The sequence below is a fragment of the Streptomyces sp. NPDC048417 genome, assembly GCF_040651615.1.
In the GTDB taxonomy this organism is placed as follows: Bacteria; Actinomycetota; Actinomycetes; order Streptomycetales; family Streptomycetaceae; genus Streptomyces.
Genome location: NZ_JBEZKI010000020.1, coordinates 161,242 through 175,859, shown reverse-complemented (window position 1 = coordinate 175,859; position 14,618 = coordinate 161,242). Strand labels below are relative to the sequence as shown.

The 14,618-nt window shown below is 72.6% G+C and carries 16 protein-coding genes; 5 read left to right on the top strand and 11 right to left on the bottom strand.

Features of this window, described 5'->3' with window-relative positions; genetic code table 11:
- Positions 1-67: 67 nt before the first annotated feature.
- The 3 genes from AB0D59_RS30145 to AB0D59_RS30135 are packed head-to-tail and all read left to right on the top strand — an operon-like array spanning position 68 to position 2,947.
- A complete protein-coding gene (locus AB0D59_RS30145; protein ID WP_362571908.1) occupies positions 68-1,516 on the top strand; it encodes a PepSY-associated TM helix domain-containing protein in 1,449 nt (482 codons plus the stop codon).
- Positions 1,517-1,576: 60 nt separating this feature from the next.
- The gene (locus tag AB0D59_RS30140; protein ID WP_362571905.1) at positions 1,577-1,993 is read left to right on the top strand and encodes a BlaI/MecI/CopY family transcriptional regulator; all 417 of its coding nucleotides are present in this window, start codon (positions 1,577-1,579) and stop codon (positions 1,991-1,993) included.
- A gap of 6 nt (positions 1,994-1,999) precedes the next feature.
- A complete protein-coding gene (locus tag AB0D59_RS30135) occupies positions 2,000-2,947 on the top strand; it encodes a M56 family metallopeptidase (protein ID WP_362571902.1) in 948 nt (315 codons plus the stop codon).
- Positions 2,948-2,992: 45 nt separating this feature from the next.
- Here AB0D59_RS30135 and AB0D59_RS30130 read toward each other — a convergent pair whose 3' ends face one another.
- On the bottom strand, positions 2,993-3,340 hold the full coding sequence (locus AB0D59_RS30130; protein ID WP_362571900.1) for a tetratricopeptide repeat protein: 348 nt from the start codon (positions 3,338-3,340) through the stop codon (positions 2,993-2,995).
- 213 nt (positions 3,341-3,553) lie between these two features.
- On the opposite strand from AB0D59_RS30130, the gene AB0D59_RS30125 reads away from it, so the two are divergent.
- Positions 3,554-4,402, top strand: a complete 849-nt coding sequence (locus AB0D59_RS30125; protein ID WP_362571897.1) for a chitosanase — start codon at positions 3,554-3,556, stop codon at positions 4,400-4,402.
- A 68-nt stretch (positions 4,403-4,470) separates the two neighbouring features.
- Here AB0D59_RS30125 and AB0D59_RS30120 read toward each other — a convergent pair whose 3' ends face one another.
- Genes AB0D59_RS30120 through AB0D59_RS30110 form a run of 3 tightly spaced genes read right to left on the bottom strand, consistent with a single transcriptional unit; the run spans position 4,471 to position 6,450 of the window.
- A complete protein-coding gene (locus AB0D59_RS30120) occupies positions 4,471-5,277 on the bottom strand; it encodes an SAM-dependent methyltransferase (RefSeq protein ID WP_362571895.1) in 807 nt (268 codons plus the stop codon).
- 40 nt (positions 5,278-5,317) lie between these two features.
- Positions 5,318-5,578 (bottom strand): DUF397 domain-containing protein, encoded by a 261-nt coding sequence (locus tag AB0D59_RS30115; RefSeq protein WP_362571892.1) that lies wholly within the window; start codon positions 5,576-5,578, stop codon positions 5,318-5,320.
- Positions 5,575-6,450 (bottom strand): helix-turn-helix transcriptional regulator, encoded by an 876-nt coding sequence (locus tag AB0D59_RS30110; RefSeq protein ID WP_362571890.1) that lies wholly within the window; start codon positions 6,448-6,450, stop codon positions 5,575-5,577. Before AB0D59_RS30110 ends, AB0D59_RS30115 begins: the two co-directional genes overlap by 4 nt.
- A gap of 235 nt (positions 6,451-6,685) precedes the next feature.
- On the opposite strand from AB0D59_RS30110, the gene AB0D59_RS30105 reads away from it, so the two are divergent.
- Positions 6,686-7,126, top strand: a complete 441-nt coding sequence (locus AB0D59_RS30105; protein WP_362571887.1) for an ATP-binding protein — start codon at positions 6,686-6,688, stop codon at positions 7,124-7,126.
- Between the two features lie 210 nt (positions 7,127-7,336).
- Here AB0D59_RS30105 and AB0D59_RS30100 read toward each other — a convergent pair whose 3' ends face one another.
- Genes AB0D59_RS30100 through pelF form a run of 7 tightly spaced genes read right to left on the bottom strand, consistent with a single transcriptional unit; the run spans position 7,337 to position 14,574 of the window.
- The gene (locus AB0D59_RS30100; RefSeq protein WP_362571884.1) at positions 7,337-8,284 is read right to left on the bottom strand and encodes an endo alpha-1,4 polygalactosaminidase; all 948 of its coding nucleotides are present in this window, start codon (positions 8,282-8,284) and stop codon (positions 7,337-7,339) included.
- Positions 8,272-8,931 (bottom strand): spherulation-specific family 4 protein, encoded by a 660-nt coding sequence (locus tag AB0D59_RS30095; protein WP_362571881.1) that lies wholly within the window; start codon positions 8,929-8,931, stop codon positions 8,272-8,274. Before AB0D59_RS30095 ends, AB0D59_RS30100 begins: the two co-directional genes overlap by 13 nt.
- Positions 8,928-9,821, bottom strand: a complete 894-nt coding sequence (locus tag AB0D59_RS30090) for an NAD(P)-dependent oxidoreductase (protein ID WP_362571879.1) — start codon at positions 9,819-9,821, stop codon at positions 8,928-8,930. The genes AB0D59_RS30095 and AB0D59_RS30090 overlap by 4 nt, the downstream gene beginning before the upstream one ends.
- 7 nt (positions 9,822-9,828) lie before the next feature.
- The gene (locus tag AB0D59_RS30085) at positions 9,829-10,542 is read right to left on the bottom strand and encodes a sugar phosphate nucleotidyltransferase (protein ID WP_362571877.1); all 714 of its coding nucleotides are present in this window, start codon (positions 10,540-10,542) and stop codon (positions 9,829-9,831) included.
- Positions 10,543-10,585: 43 nt separating this feature from the next.
- Entirely contained in the window at positions 10,586-11,587 is a 1,002-nt protein-coding gene (locus tag AB0D59_RS30080; RefSeq protein ID WP_362571875.1) for a GDP-mannose 4,6-dehydratase, read from the bottom strand.
- A gap of 45 nt (positions 11,588-11,632) precedes the next feature.
- On the bottom strand, positions 11,633-13,060 hold the full coding sequence (locus AB0D59_RS30075) for a hypothetical protein (protein WP_362571872.1): 1,428 nt from the start codon (positions 13,058-13,060) through the stop codon (positions 11,633-11,635).
- Positions 13,057-14,574 (bottom strand): GT4 family glycosyltransferase PelF, encoded by a 1,518-nt coding sequence (gene pelF / locus AB0D59_RS30070; RefSeq protein WP_362571869.1) that lies wholly within the window; start codon positions 14,572-14,574, stop codon positions 13,057-13,059. Before pelF ends, AB0D59_RS30075 begins: the two co-directional genes overlap by 4 nt.
- Positions 14,575-14,618 lie beyond the last annotated feature (44 nt).

The following is a 14,618-nucleotide window of genomic DNA, read 5'->3' as shown; positions in this document are numbered from 1 at the left end:
TCGGCCTCTTCATCCCCCGACTACTGGACCGTCACCGCTCTCGCACGAGTCCCCGGAGAAGCCCCCGATGTCCATCGCCCCCTCGCCCTCCCCCAATCCCGGCTCCGCTCGATCGGGGGGACCCCCATCGGACGAGGCCCCGCAACCGACCGTCCCGGCCGCCTCCCCGAGCCGCTGGGCCCCGTTGCGCCCCCTCGTCCTGCGCCTGCACTTCTACGCCGGTGTCCTGGTCGCCCCCTTCCTGCTCGTCGCCGCCACCACCGGCCTGCTGTACGCCTGTTCCTTCCAGGTCGAGAAGCTGGTGTACGCCCATGAGCTGACCGTCCCGGTGGGCAGCACCGAGCTGCCGATCTCCGAGCAGGTCGCCGCGGCCCGCAAGGCCCACCCCGAGGGCACCGTCTCCGCGATACGGCCCGCCCCCGAGGCGGACGCGACCACCAGGGTGCTGCTGTCGGGGGTGAAGGGCGTCGGCGCGGACCACACCCTCGCCGTGTTCGTCGACCCGTACACCGGGAAGGTGCGCGGCGCGCTCGAACAGTACGGCTCGACCGGCGCGCTGCCGCTGCGCACCTGGATCGACGAGCTCCACCGCGATCTGCACCTGGGTGACACCGGGCGGCTCTACAGCGAGTTCGCGGCGAGCTGGCTGTGGGTGATCGCGGGCGGCGGCCTTGTGCTGTGGTTCTCGCGGCGGCGGGCGCTGCGCAAGGTGCGCGGCACCAGCGGGCGGCGGCGCACCCTCGGCCTGCACGGCAGCGTCGGCGTCTGGGCCGCCGCCGGGTTCGTCTTCCTGTCGGCGACCGGCCTGACCTGGTCCACCTACGCCGGTGCCAACATCGACGAGCTGCGCACCTCGCTCGGCCAGGCCACCCCGTCCGTCTCGGCGGCCGCGAGCGGCGGCGAACACGCCGGGCACGGCATGGCGTCCATGACCGGCGGCGCCGCCGACCACGGGGTGGGCCTGGACAAGGTGCTCGCGGCCGCCCGCGCCGAGGGCCTCGGCAACCCCGTCGAGATCGTCCCGCCGGCGGACGCGAACAGCGCCTACGTCGTCCGGCAGGTCCAGCGCAGCTGGCCCGAGAAGCAGGACTCCGTCGCCGTCGACCCGGCCACCGGCGAGGTGACGGACGCCCTGCGGTTCGCCGACTATCCGGTGCTCGCCAAACTCACCCGCTGGGGCATCGACCTGCACACCGGCATCCTCTTCGGCATCGTCAACCAGCTCGCCCTGGCGCTGCTCGCGCTCTCCCTGATCCTGCTGATCCTGTGGGGCTACCGCATGTGGTGGCAGCGCGGCCGCGGCTCCTCCTTCGGCCGGCCGATCCCGCGCGGAGCCTGGGCGGAGGTCCCGCCGTACCTGCTCGTCCCGGCGATGGCGGTGATCGCGGTGGTGGGCTACTTCGTGCCCCTGCTCGGGATCCCGCTCGCCGCGTTCATCGCCGTGGACATCGCGCTCGGCGAGGTCGCGCACCGCCGCGGACGGCGGACGTACGGGAGCAGGGGCGGCGTGAAGTAGCGTGGTCAGACACGCCGACGCGCGTGTCACCACACGCCGAGGCCGGAGGGAGACGGGACTATGGCGCGGGCCCGGCGCGGGCAGGGGGAGCTGGAGGGCCAGGTGCTCGGTGCGCTGCGTGAGGCCGGCGGTCCCGTCACCGCCGCCTGGGTGCAGGAGCGGCTCGGCGGCGACCTCGCCTACACCACCGTGGTGACCATCCTGACCCGGCTGCTCGCCAAGGACGTCGTCGCCCGTGAACGGCAGGGCCGCGCCTTCCTGTGGACGCCGACCGCCGACGTGGCCCGGCTCGCCGCCCTGCGGATGCGCCGGCTCCTCGACGGGGAACGGGACCGCGAGGCGGTCCTGGCGAGCTTCGTCACCGCGCTGCCGCCCGGCGACGAGCAGGTGCTGCGGACGCTCCTGGAGGCCGCCGGGCCGGGCCGGGTGAACAGCCGGAACACCTCGCACACCGACCACGGCGGTACGGAAGACTGACCGCCCATGGGAGTCTTCGTCCTCCTGCCGCTGGTTCTGCCGCTGACCGCCTGGCCCGTCGCCCGGCTGGCCGAGGGGCGGCTGCATCCGCGCACCGCCACCCGGCTGCTCACCGCGGTGGCCGTGGTGACGGCCGTGTGCAGCACGCTGTGCCTGGCCCTGCTGATGGTGGTCGGCACCGCCCAGCTCCCCGGCAACCCTCCCCCAGACTCCGTCCGGGGGGACCCCCACCCGGACGGCTGGTCCGACCCGGAGGTACGGGCCGCGGTCCCGCACGACGACATCGCGGGCCGCGCCGCCATCCCCGCGCTCGGTGTGGTCGCCGTGCTGTGCGGTCGCTCCCTCCACCGGCACCACCGGGTCACCCGGCCGGCCCGGCGGGCGCTGACCGGACTGCCCGGCCGAGAGGTGGCCGTCCTGCCCGACCGCACCCCCTACGCCTACGCGCTGCCCGATCGGATCGTCGTCACCACCGCGCTCCTCGACGGCCTCGCCGCTGGTGAGCGTCGGGCCCTGTTCGCCCATGAACGCGCCCACGTCGCCGCCCGGTACCACCGTTGCCTGCTCGCCGTGCACCTGGCGGCACAGGCCAACCCCTTCCTGCGGCCCCTGCGCACCGCGGTCGCCTACACCGCGGAGCGCTGGGCGGACGAGACGGCGGCCGGCTCGGTGGGGGACCGGCGGACGGTCGCCCGGGCCATCGGCAGGGCGGCACTGCTGTCGCGGGGCACCCCGGCCCCCACCCTGGCCGCGCTGGCCGCCACCGGGCCGGTGCCGCGCCGGGTCGCCGCGTTGCTCGGTCCCGCCCCGTCGGCCCGCGGCTGGCCATCGGCGTTCACCGGGGCCGGTCTCGCCGTCTGGGGCGCGGCCGCGGGCACCCTCGTGTCGGCGATGTCCTCCGCGAACTCGGCGGTCAGCCTGTTCCTGATCCTGCACGCGGCCACCCCGCTCTGACCACGCGAAGGGCCCTGGGGAGACCCAGGGCCCGACCGCCGTTCCTCACTCCTGCGGGAAATCCCCCGCCAGCGCCGACGCGAGGCGCAGATGCGGCTCCGCCTCGTCGTGCCGGGCCTGCCGCTGGAGCGTGCGGCCCAGCATCAGCCGGGCGTAGTGCTCCACCGGGTCGCGGTCCACGATCTCGCGCAACTCGGCCTCGGCGCGGCCCAGTTGGGCCGAGTGGTAGTAGGCGCGTGCCAGCAGCAGCCGGGGTCCGGTCTGCTCCGGCACCTCCTCGACCAGCCCGGCGAGCACCCGCGCGGCGCCCGCGTAGTCCTTGGCGTCGAAGAACAGCTGGGCGCGGTCCCAGCGTTCGGCGAGAGTTCCCTGGTCGTAGTACGTGGTGTCCACTCGTGACCTCCTTCGAGGCCGTCAACGAACCCTGGTAGTTGAATATTCCACCACTTGGTCGATCGGATCCGGCCGCCCGTGCCGTGGTCCGTACCTGTCTTGTTCGACCCTACGAACTTTCTGCGTGACGGGTACACATCACCGACTGGCTCTGATAGGAAACCTTCCTATCAGTGGATCCCAGTCCACCCCCCACCACCTTCTGGAGCCCACGTGAGGCACCCGAACAACCCCACGACCACCCCTGCCCCGACCTCCCGGCGCACCCTGCTCGCCCTGCTCGGCGCGTCCGCGGCCGGCGTCGTACTGCTGCGTCCCGCACACGCCTCGGCCGCCTCCGCCGCCGCGAGCTGTGTGGGCCTCGACGACCCGGCGAAGAAGGAGATCGCCATGAAGCTGGTGTCGAGCGCGGAGAACTCTTCGCTCGACTGGAAGGCGCAGTACAAGTACATCGAGGACATCGGCGACGGCCGCGGCTACACCGCCGGGATCATCGGGTTCTGCTCCGGCACCGGCGACATGCTCGACCTCGTGCAGCTCTACACCGACCGCAAGCCCGGCAACGTCCTCGCCAAGTACCTCCCGGCGCTGCGCCGGGTCAACGGAACCGACTCGCACTCCGGCCTCGACCCGAACTTCCCCGCGGACTGGCGCAAGGCCGCCCAGGACACCGCCTTCCAGCAGGCGCAGAACGACGAGCGCGACCGGGTGTACTTCAACCCCGCCGTACAGCAGGGCAAGACGGACGGGCTCGGCACGCTGGGGCAGTTCGCCTACTACGACGCCATCGTCATGCACGGCGACGGCGACGACTCCACCAGCTTCCGCAACATACGCAAGCGCGCCCTCGGCAACGCCAAGCCGCCGGCGCAGGGCGGTAACGAGGTGACGTACCTCAACGCCTTCCTCGACGCGCGGGTCTGGGCCATGAAGCAGGAGGAGGCCCACAGCGACACCACCCGGGTCGACACCGAGCAGCGGGTCTTCCTGCGCAACGGCAACCTGTGCCTGAACACCCCGCTGGACTGGAAGGTGTACGGGGACAGCTACCACATCGGCTGACCTGTTCCCGGGGCTGTTCCGGGCTGTCGTACCGCCATGTCACCGTGCGGTACGACAGCCCGTCCGTGCTACGGCTTGATGCCCACCCCGGTCCACAGGCTGACCTCCGCGTCGGTGGCGGTCGAATCGGAGTCCGGGCGCCAGTGGTGGCCGACCGTGACCCCGGGGTCGAGCAGTTCGAGCCCGTCGAAGAAGCGCGCCACGTCCTCGCGTGAGCGGAACTGCACCGGCGTGCCGGCACCGTTGTAGATGTCCGTGACCTTCTGCCAGGTGGCCGGGTCGAAGTCGGGCGTGCAGTGACTCAGGGCGAGTGCGCTGCCCGAGGGGACCACGTCCAGCAGGCGGCTGACGATGCCGTACGGGTCCTGGGCGTCCGTGACGAAGTGCATCAGGGCGTTCAGGGACAGTGCCACCGGCTGGCCCAGGTCCAGGACGTTGGACAACTCGGGGGCGTCGAGCAGCGTCTGCGGGTCGTTGACGTCGGCCTCGATGTAGGTGGTGCGGCCCTCCGCGGTACTGCGCATCAGGCGCTCGGCGTACTTGAGCACGAGCGGGTCGTTGTCCGCGTACACCACCCGTGCCTCGGGGACCACGGACTGGGCCACCTGGTGCAGATTCGGCTCGGTGGGAATGCCGGTGCCGATGTCGAGCCACTGCCGGATGCCGTGCTCCCGGGCGAGCACCCGGGTGGCGCGGTGCATGAAGGCGCGGTTCTCACGGGCGCAGACGAAGATGCCGGGGTAGGCGGACGCCACGGTCTCGGCCGCCTGCTTGTCGACGTCGAAGTGGTCCTTGCCGCCGAGGTAGTAGTCGTACATACGGGCGGAGTGGGGCCTGCTGGTGTCGATGTCCCGCGCCGCTTGCGAGTTGGTCATCCTGAACCTTTCGGAGGGGGTGCCTGGGGGGAGGGGGAGGTCAGCCAGTGGTCAGATGGTCGGCGAGGCCCCGTTTGACCCCGGCGACGAACGCCGTGATCTCTTCGGGGGTGTAGATCAGCGCGGGGCCGGCGGGGTCGGTCGACTGGCGCAGCGCCACCCGGCCGTCGGCGAGTTGCTTCGTCTGCACGCACTGGCCTCCGTTGGGACCGCTCCAGGGCGACTCCCAGCCCTGCTCACCGAGGTCCGAGGCGGGCATGCCGTTGTACACGTCGCGGGCACTGCCGTCGATGATGGTCATGCGTACTCCTTGCGCATGCGGTTCAGGAGCGCCCTGCTCTGCGCGTCGGAGGTCAGCAGGGACATGCGGTTGTGCGCCTCCAGGTGGGCGACGACGTCGGAGCGCTGGTCCAGGTACATCGCGCCGGAGAGGATCTCGCTGTAGACGACGTCGGGAAGCTCGGGCTCCTCGAAACGGAAGTAGGTGAACGGGGCGCACGCGCCCACATGGGCGCCGGCGGTGAACGGCACGACGTCGACGCTGACGTGCTCCAGCTCCGAGACCTCCAGGAGCCGTTCGATCTGCGTCCGCATCACCTGGGGACTGCCGACCACCCGGTGCAGGACGGCCTCCTCCATGACCACCCACAGGGTGGGCGCGTCGGCCCGCTCCAGCAGGCCCTGCCGGCGCAGCCGGAGGTTCACGCGCCGTTCCAGGTCCTCGTCGCGGTCGTTCGGGAAGCCGCCGCTCAGCACCGAACGCGCGTACTCGGGAGTCTGCAGCAGCCCCGTGGCGTAGTGCGGCTCGTAGGTGCGCAGGGTCTTCGCGCCCGTCTCCAGGCTCACGTAGGCGCTGAACCAGGTGGGCAGCACATCACGGTAGGTGTGCCACCAGCCGGGCTCGTTGGCCCGCTCGGCGAAGGCGACGAACTCGTCGGTCTCCTGTCGGTCGGCGCCGTAGGTCTCGAGGAGTTTCTCGACGTAGAGAGGCTTCAGCGCCACCTCCGCCTTCTCCAGGCGGCGGATGGTCAGGGGAGCGACCCGCAGCGCCCGCGCCGCTTCGTCCAGTGACACGCCCGCTTCCTGGCGCCGGTCCTGGAGCCTGCGGCCCAGGATCATGCGCAGCACGGTGGGCGCACTGGCGCTGCTCGCGTTCGACCGGCCTTCGCTCACGCCCTACCTCCTGAGGGAACGTCACCGGTACGAGTCTGACAGGCACTTGATGAGGCGACCACACCGACATCGACATACTGAAATTATCAGGGAGTCGGTTGCAGGGTGAACCCGACTGCGCGCATAGTTACTTGGGTAAATCGCGGTCACGCTCACGGGCAACGTACGGCTCCCGTGCGGACGTTGCTCAGCTCTGCCTGCTTCCCGCCGCAGTCGCCTCACGGAAGGCAACCACGTGTCCCCCCACACGACCTCCCCGCTCGACCTGTTAGACGTCGTCGACCCCGACCAGGCGCACTGGATCGAGCTGCCCGCGCACCGCTCCAGCGTCAGAGTCGCCCGCCGCTCCATGAGAGAGCGCCTGAGCGCGTGGGGGATGCCCGGCGAGCTGTGCGAGGACGCGGTGCTGCTCGTGTCCGAGCTGGTCACCAACGCCATCCGCCACACGTTCAGCGTCCGCATCCTGTGTGGCATGGGCATGATCACCGACGGATGTGTGCGGCTGGAGGTGCACGATCACGACTACTCGCGGCGAGGTCTGCTCCGGCGCGAGCCGGGGCCCGACGACGAGGGCGGCCGGGGACTGCTGCTCGTCGGGGAACTCGCCGACTCCTGGGGCGTCGACCGGTCCCGGCTCACCAGCGGCCACGCCGTGTGGGCCACACTGACGCCCTGACACAGGCGCCGGGCACCCAGGGGGGACGGGCGGGTGCCGGGTGGGCCAGGGGGGACTCGCCCGATCCGACTCTGCGGAGAACCGGCAGAGCCGGCGCCGGCCCCGGTGAGCACGCTCGCCTCTTGTAGGGGGAGGGCGACCGTGCTCACCGGGGCACTTCCACATCCGCCGGCTACGGAAGCGGCCGGCTGCGATCCGGCTCCGCCGTTGTCAGCAGGGCCTGCGCCACACCCCCAGCTCCAGCTTCTTCTGCATCGACGACAGGCCCAGCCGCCGGGACTCGGCGCAGAAGGCGCTGGGCGGTTCCTCGTATTCCACATGGAAGACCGCCTTGCCCGCCTTGACGAACGGGGTGAGCCGCGCGCACTCGTCGTACTGGGCGCACTCCTCGTTGACCGCGAAGTCGAAGTCGGCGAGCAGGTGCGGGATCTGCGGGAGGTCGTTCTTCAGGCCCACGGACAGGCCGCGTTCATGGGCGATGTCCGCGATCATGCGGTTGTAGCGGAGCTGGTCGGCGGCGGTGAGGCGGAACCCGGTGTCGTTGCCGTACCCCTCCACCAGATCGGGCTCGACCGCGTCGAAGCCCTTGGCACGGCACATGTCGAAGCGCCGCTCCATGATCGGGCGCAGCACGGACAGCTTGCGGATGTCGAGCCAGCGTTCGCCCGCCCAGCCGTTGGTACTGCCGAGCACCGAGCGCGGGAAGTCGTCCTTGTCGGGCCGGAAGTTCTCCCAGGCGCCGACGTTGACGTAACAGATGACCTTCCGGCCGGCGGCGTGCAGCCGGGCCACGTCCGCCATGGAGTTCTCGAAGCCGTCGATGTCGTAGACGGGCACGTCCACCGTCGGCTTGACCTCTCCGTCCAGTTGCCACTGCCAGGACAGGCCGGGCTTGGGTTTCCACAGGGCCCTGGCGGGGAGTGCCGTGGAGGAGCTCGTCGGCGAGGCCGGGTGGGCGGTGGCGGACTCGGACGGCGCGGGGGTGGGGGACCAGGTCGGCGTGGCGGGGAAGCTCCCGCGCGCGGTCGGGGAGTCCTCGGGTCTGGAGGGGTCCTGCGAGTGCGCGGAGGGCGAGTCCCGGTGTGCGGAGCAGGCCGCCAGGAGCCCCGCCATGACGGCCGCGGTCAGCACCGCCCGTGCCCTCATCACTGCGCCCATGTCAGAGCCGGAGTCAACTGGGCCCAGGGATTGGGTGGTGCGCCCGTCACCGGGCCGCACACCGCAGCGCCCCGCTCGTGCGCGGTGCGTACCGCGAGCGGGACGAGGGCCTCGGGCACACCGTAGACGAGATGGCAGAGCCGCTCGGGCGGCTGCCGGGCGGCCCACGCCGGTCTGCTGAACGCCGAGACGTACGTCGACCAGTGCCCCTCGAAGGTGACGGTCAGGTCGGCGAGACGGACATAGCCCGGCGCCGGATGGACGCCCGGGTTGAGCACGACCGTCCCGGCGCCCGACCTCCGTACGGCACGCACCAGCCGGCGGCAGGCCGGCAGCGCCTCCGCAGTCGCCGTCACCCGGTCGAGAAAGCAGCCGTCGGCCGCATACCACTCCTCGTGCCGGCGCACGTCCTCGGTGACCTCGGCCGGTCCGCGCATCCCGTAGTCGGTGTCGACGTACCCCAGCAGGAGCGCCCCGGCCGACCGCAGGGCGTCGGCCGCGGCGGCGAACGCCGGGTCGGGGCGTGCGCCGGGGCCGTTCGCCGGGTTGAGGACCACACCGTAGGTGCCCTTCGCGGCGGTGATCAGGCGGTGCCAGGCACCCGGATCCTCGGCCGGGTGCACATACAGCGGAATCAGCAGGCTCACCGCGTACCGTCGCTCTCCCACAGCGCGGCCAGCGCGTCCTGAAGCGTGTGCGCCGGGCGCCAGCCCAGGGCCCGCTCGGCGGCGGAGATGTCGGAGCACTGCCACGACACCCGCGCCGACCGCGCCGAGCCGCCCGCGCTCTCCTCGATCCGGCCACGGAAGCCGGCCCGGGCGGCCAGCGCGTGCACCAGCTCACGCACCGGGACGGCCCGGCCGCCGCCGACGTTGAGGACGGGCGGCGGCGGACCGGCAGCGGTGGCCGCGAGGACCACCGCACGGGCCACGTCCCGGACGTCCACGAAGTCGCGGTACGCCGACAGGTCGCCGAGCCGCAGCACGGCCTCCGGGTCCGGACCCGCCTCGCACAGCAGCGCGGTGATCCGGCCGGGCAGCGAGGCGGCCGGCGCCCCGGGCCCCACCGGATTGCCGACCCGCAGCACCACCGCGTCCAGGCCGGACGCGGTCACCGCGACCGTGCCCGCCAGCTTGGTCGCGCCGTACGGGGCCGCCGGGCTGGTCGGCGCCGACTCGGTGACCGGGGCGTCCGGGGTGCCGGGGCCGTACTCGGCGGCCGAACCGAGGTGCACCAGACGGGCCGCCGGGGCCGCGTCGCGCAGCGCGGCACAGAGCACCGCCGGGCCGCGGGCGTTGACCTCGGCGAGCCCCACCGCGTCGCCGCCGGTCGCGCCCGCGCAGTTGACCACGGTGTCGGGCGCGACGGCCGCCAGGGTCTTGGCCAGCTGCTCCGGACGGACGGAGGCGAGGTCGACGCGGTGGTCCGCGCCGGCCGAGCGGCCGCCGCCGAGGACCTGCGCGCCGGGCACGGCCCGCAGTCCCGCGGCGACATGGGTGCCCAGATAGCCGGAGTGGCCCAGGACGAGAATGCGCATGACGAGCTCAGGCTCCCTTGAGCAGCAGCGACTTGCGGGTGGTGAACTCGGCGTTGGCCCGGTCGTAGTCGTCCGGGCGTCCGATGTCCAGCCAGTACCCCTCGAACTCGTAGGCGTGCGGGGGAGTTTCCGCCCTGAGCAGATCCAGCACCAACTCGTCGAAGCCGAGCGGGAGTCCGGGCGTGTACTCGTCCAGCGTCGCACGGGACAGCCCGTACACGCCCATGGAGACGTGGTAGTCCATGCTCGGTTTCTCGGTGAACGCCACGACCTTGCTGTCATCGGTGGTCAGCACCCCGAAGTCGATGTGCACCTTGCGGGCGTAGGTGGCGATGGTCAGCGGCGCGCCGGAGCCTCTGTGCCGCTCCAGGACGTCGGCGTAGTCGAGGTCGGTGAGGATGTCGCCGTTCATCACCAGGAACGTCTCGGGCAGCCGGTGACGCAGGTTGAGCAGTGGGCCCATGGTGCCCAGCGGGCTCTCCTCGGTGGCGTAGTCGACGGTCACGCCCCACTGGGAGCCGTCGCCGACATAGGCGCGGATGATCTCGCCGAGGTGGCCGATGGCCAGGGTGACGCTGGTGAAGCCGGCGGTGGCGAGCTGGCGCAGCACGATCTCCAGGATCGCGTGCTGGTCGCCGATGGGGACGAGCGGCTTGGGCAGCGCGGTCGTGTAGGGCCGCAGCCGGACGCCCTTGCCTCCGGCCAGGATCACTGCGTGCATGGGGCTCCTCCTTCGTGTACGTGCGCAGACGTGCCGGACGAGGTCAGATGTTGTAGATGCCGGTCTTGTACCGGGCGAGGTTGGCCGGCTCGCGGAAGAACTCCACGGTGTGCGCGAGGCCTTCCTCCAGGGAGTGGCCGGGCCGCCAGCCGGTCGCCGCGGTGAGCCGGCTCGCGTCGGCGACCAGCCGCATCACCTCGGAGCCCGCGGGCCGGATCCGGGCCTCGTCCTCGCGGACGTCGACGGCGGTGTCCATGACCTTGCCGATCAGCGCGACCAGGTCGCCGATCGAGATCTCCCCGCCGGTGCCGGCGTTGAAGGTACGGCCCACCACCTGCTCGGCGGGCGCGGTGCCGACCGTCAGGAACGCCTGGGCGGTGTCCTTGACGAACATGAAGTCCCGGGTGGGACGCAGGTCGCCGAGCGTGATGGTGCGCTCCCCGGCCGCCAGCTGACCGATCACGGTGGGGATCACCGCACGCATCGACTGGCGCGGCCCGAAGGTGTTGAACGGCCGCAGCGTCACCACCGGGGTGTCGAAGCTGGCGTGGTAGCTGTCGGCGAGCCGGTCCCCGCCGGCCTTCGAAGCGGCGTACGGGGACTGGGTGTTGATCGGATGGTCCTCGGTGATCGGCACGGTCTGGGCGGTGCCGTACGTCTCACTGGTCGAGGTGTGCACCAGCCGGGGCGTGCCGAGCGCGCGGACCGCCTCCAGCACGTTGAGCGTGCCGGTGACGTTGGTGTCCACGTAGCTGTGCGGGGCCCGGTAGGAGTACGGGATCGCGATCAGCGCGGCCAGGTGGTAGGCGGTGTCGGCGCCTTCGAGGAGGCCGCGGACGGATCCGGGATCCCGGACGTCGCCGAGGACGATCTCCACCTGGTCCAGGACGTCGGGGGAGAGGGTCTCCAGCCACCCGTAGGAGGAGAAGGAGTTGTACTGGGCCATGGCCCGCACCCGGTGCCCGGAGGCGACCAGCGCCTCGGTGAGGTGCGAGCCGATGAAACCCTCGGCCCCGGTGACGGCGGCGAGCGGTACGGAGGTCAACTGCGGTGTCCTTCCGGTCGGTTGTGCATGGGGGGAAGTGGTGACTCATCCGTGCGGGGCGGGGCGGCCGAGCAGCACCAGCGCGCCGGCCGCGAGACACAGCGCGGCGGCGCCACAGCACAGCGGCAGCGCGAGACCGGCCCCGGGGAGGTGGAACAGGGAGAACGCGCCGGCGACGGTGGCGGCGGTGAGACAGAGCGCGGCCGACGGCCAGGCCGCGCCGAACGCCTGTAGCAGCAGCGCGGTCCACAGGGTGGCCGCGAGCAGCAGCAGGGCGGCCGGAGCGGCGCCCGTGAGCAGGGCGGCGGGCAGCAGCGGCGCCAGGTAGAGCAGCAGACAGAGGGCGAGGATGCCGGCGGAACGCAGCAGGAACGCGGCGGGCGTGGCGGTGGCGCGCAGCGCGCCGACCGACAGCCCCCGGTAGCGGTACAGCAGCCACTCCGCGGGCCCCATGCTCACGGTGAGCACGATCACCGCGTACGGCGCGTTCGGTTCCTGGCGTCCCTCGAGGAGCACCAGGACCCCGGCGGCCAGCCCGAACAGGCCGTACGGCAGGGACCACAGCGCCCTGGGCCGGTGGCCGCCGGTGACGGCCGGGGCGGAAAGGGTCCTCCACAGGACCCACCCGGTGACCGCGAGCGTCGCGGTGAGGGCCAGCAGCGGCAGCCCGGTCCGCAGCGGACGTCCCGGCTCCCACCAGGGCAGCACGGCCGCACCCGCGATCAGCGGGCTGAGCGCGGCCAGCAGCAGCCGTTCCCGGGCCAGCACCAGCAGTACGCCCGCCGCCGCCAGGTACAGCGACTGGGCCGCGGCGGCCAGGACGACCCGGCCGCCCCCGGAGACCAGGGCGGCAGCACCCGTGGCCAGCACCGCCCCGACCGGCGCGCCCAGCAGCAGGGTGCGGCCCGTCTCGTGCCGTCCGGTCGCCAATCGCAGATGGGCGCGGTGGCCGAGGGCCTGCCCCCACGCCCAGGAGACCAGTCCGGCCACGATCAGCGCGGCCGCCTCCCCGGCCGCGTTCCACAGCGGAGCGGTGAGCAGATACGCCAGTCCGGGCAGGGCGAACAGCACGCCCCGCAGCAGACAGCGCACGGTGTCCGGGCGCCACGGGTCGGCCGCGGGCGCGGGTTCAGGGAAGGTCCTGGGCACCCGTTCGTAGAGCGCCGCGGCGAGCGAGAACAGGTTCGGGTGGCCGTACCGCTCGTTGATCAGGGCGGCGGACAGGCCCTCCGACTCCAGCAGCGCGGCCACCTCGTAGGGGTGAACGGCGGGGCCTATCCGGTCGGCGAGTTCGGCGGCGAGTTCGCTGACCGCGTCCTCGTCCGGGCCGCGCCGGGGCAGCCGTATGGTCAGCGTGGTGTCGTCGAGGGCCCAGCGCGGCCGGCGGCGGGGCGCCGGCCGGGGCTCGGCCAGCCGCAGGGCCAGGGTGTCCTGTTCCGAGCCGCCGGGTTCGAGGGACATCGGTCCGCTCACAGGGCCACGCCCTCGGTGACGGACGCCGCCGGCAGCTCGGCCGGGGCCGCCGGCCCGGGCACCGACCGTCGTGCGCGCTCGGGGAGTTCGACGTAGATGGCGCGGAAGGTGTCGATGGTCTGCCGGAGTGTGAACTGCTCGATCACCCGCAGCCGGGCCGCCTCGCCCATCGCCCGGCGGCGCGCCGGGTCGCCGAGCAGCTCGAGGGCGGCCGCGGCCATCGCCGCCGGGTCGCGGGGCGCGACGACCAGCCCGGTGTCGCCGACCGCCTCCCGGACCCCGCCGACGTCCGTGGAGACCGTGGCGCGCCCGCAGGACATGGCCTCGATCAGGGTGAACGGGAAGCCCTCGCTGATGCTGGAGAGCATCACCACGTTCCCTGCCGCGTACGCGTCCTTGATGTCGTCGACGCGGCCCTCGAAGGTCACGGCCTCGCCATGGCCCAGTTCGGCGGCCAGGGCCTCGCAGCGCTCCCGGTAGGCCTCGCCGCCCCGTGGTGTCCCGCCGAACAGCCGCAGCCGCACCTCGGGGACCTGGGCACGGACCAGGACGAAGGCCCGGATCAGCGTCTCCAGGTCCTTGATGGGGTCGACCCGTCCGGCCCAGCTGAGGGTGGGCACCTCCGGCTCCGGTCCGGCCGCCGGGAACGCCGCCGGGTCCACGCCGTTGTAGACGGTACGGATGGCCTCCGGATCGGCGCCGCCCTCCTCCTCCCAGAGCCGGTTGTAGCGGTTGCCCGGGGTGATCAGGGCCGCCTTGCGGTAGGACTCGCGGGCCAGCAGCCGGAAGAACCCGAGCACGACCGCCTTCACCGGCCAGCGGTAGGGCGCGGTCCGATACCCGAGATAGCGTTCCCGCAGATAGACGCCGTGCTCGGTCAGCAGCAGCGGCACCCCGTGCCGTTCCAGTGCGGCCAGGCCGGGCAGCGCGGCGACGCCACCGCTCACCGCGTGCGCGACCCCACTCTCGGGCAGGGGCGCGGTCAGCGGGCGCAGGGCGTGTTCCAGGAGCGCGGTCGCGGTGAGCGCGTCGTGCAGGGTGGGCCGGGCCTCGCGCACGGCCAGCCCCGGCCGGTTCCACAGCGAGGTCAGCACGGTGATCGCGGTGTCGGCGCGCAGGAACGGGCTGAGCGTGCCGTCCGCCGCGGCCTCCGCCATGGCGTACAGGGCGGGCGGGAAGCCGTCCTCCGCCCCTGGGTCGAGGAGTGCGGTGAGGAACCGGCCGTAGGCGTCGGCGAGTTCACGGCGGGCCCGGCCGCGGGGCGCGCGGCCCGCCGGCGGGTCGCCCCACATCGGCACGGACCGCACGTTGGAGACATGCGCGGGCAGGTCCCACACGACGGGTTCGCGTCCGGTGCCGGTGACGGCGACGATGTCGAAGTCGATGTCGGTCATGCCCTGCACGAGTTGGTCGCACCAGACGCTGACGCCGCCGTGACTGTGCGGGTAGGTGCCTTCGGTGAGCAGGGTGACGCGCGTAGTTCGAGTGGGGGGCGCGCCATGGGGAAGGGGCATCGTGTGCTCCACGGCCGAGTTGTGGGGTGGTCGTGCCGGTTCCG

Excerpts from the sequence above, each read along its gene's own strand:
- AB0D59_RS30090 (WP_362571879.1), bottom strand. The coding sequence starts at position 9,821 with ATGCGCATTCTCGTCCTGGGCCACTCCGGCTATCTGGGCACCCATGTC.
- AB0D59_RS30145 (WP_362571908.1), top strand. The coding sequence starts at position 68 with ATGTCCATCGCCCCCTCGCCCTCCCCCAATCCCGGCTCCGCTCGATCG.
- AB0D59_RS30085 (WP_362571877.1), bottom strand. The coding sequence starts at position 10,542 with ATGCACGCAGTGATCCTGGCCGGAGGCAAGGGCGTCCGGCTGCGGCCC.
- AB0D59_RS30120 (WP_362571895.1), bottom strand. The coding sequence starts at position 5,277 with ATGACCAACTCGCAAGCGGCGCGGGACATCGACACCAGCAGGCCCCAC.
- AB0D59_RS30100 (WP_362571884.1), bottom strand. The coding sequence starts at position 8,284 with ATGGGCGCAGTGATGAGGGCACGGGCGGTGCTGACCGCGGCCGTCATG.
- pelF (WP_362571869.1), bottom strand. The coding sequence starts at position 14,574 with ATGCCCCTTCCCCATGGCGCGCCCCCCACTCGAACTACGCGCGTCACC.
- AB0D59_RS30115 (WP_362571892.1), bottom strand. The coding sequence starts at position 5,578 with ATGACCATCATCGACGGCAGTGCCCGCGACGTGTACAACGGCATGCCC.
- AB0D59_RS30140 (WP_362571905.1), top strand. The coding sequence starts at position 1,577 with ATGGCGCGGGCCCGGCGCGGGCAGGGGGAGCTGGAGGGCCAGGTGCTC.
- AB0D59_RS30135 (WP_362571902.1), top strand. The coding sequence starts at position 2,000 with ATGGGAGTCTTCGTCCTCCTGCCGCTGGTTCTGCCGCTGACCGCCTGG.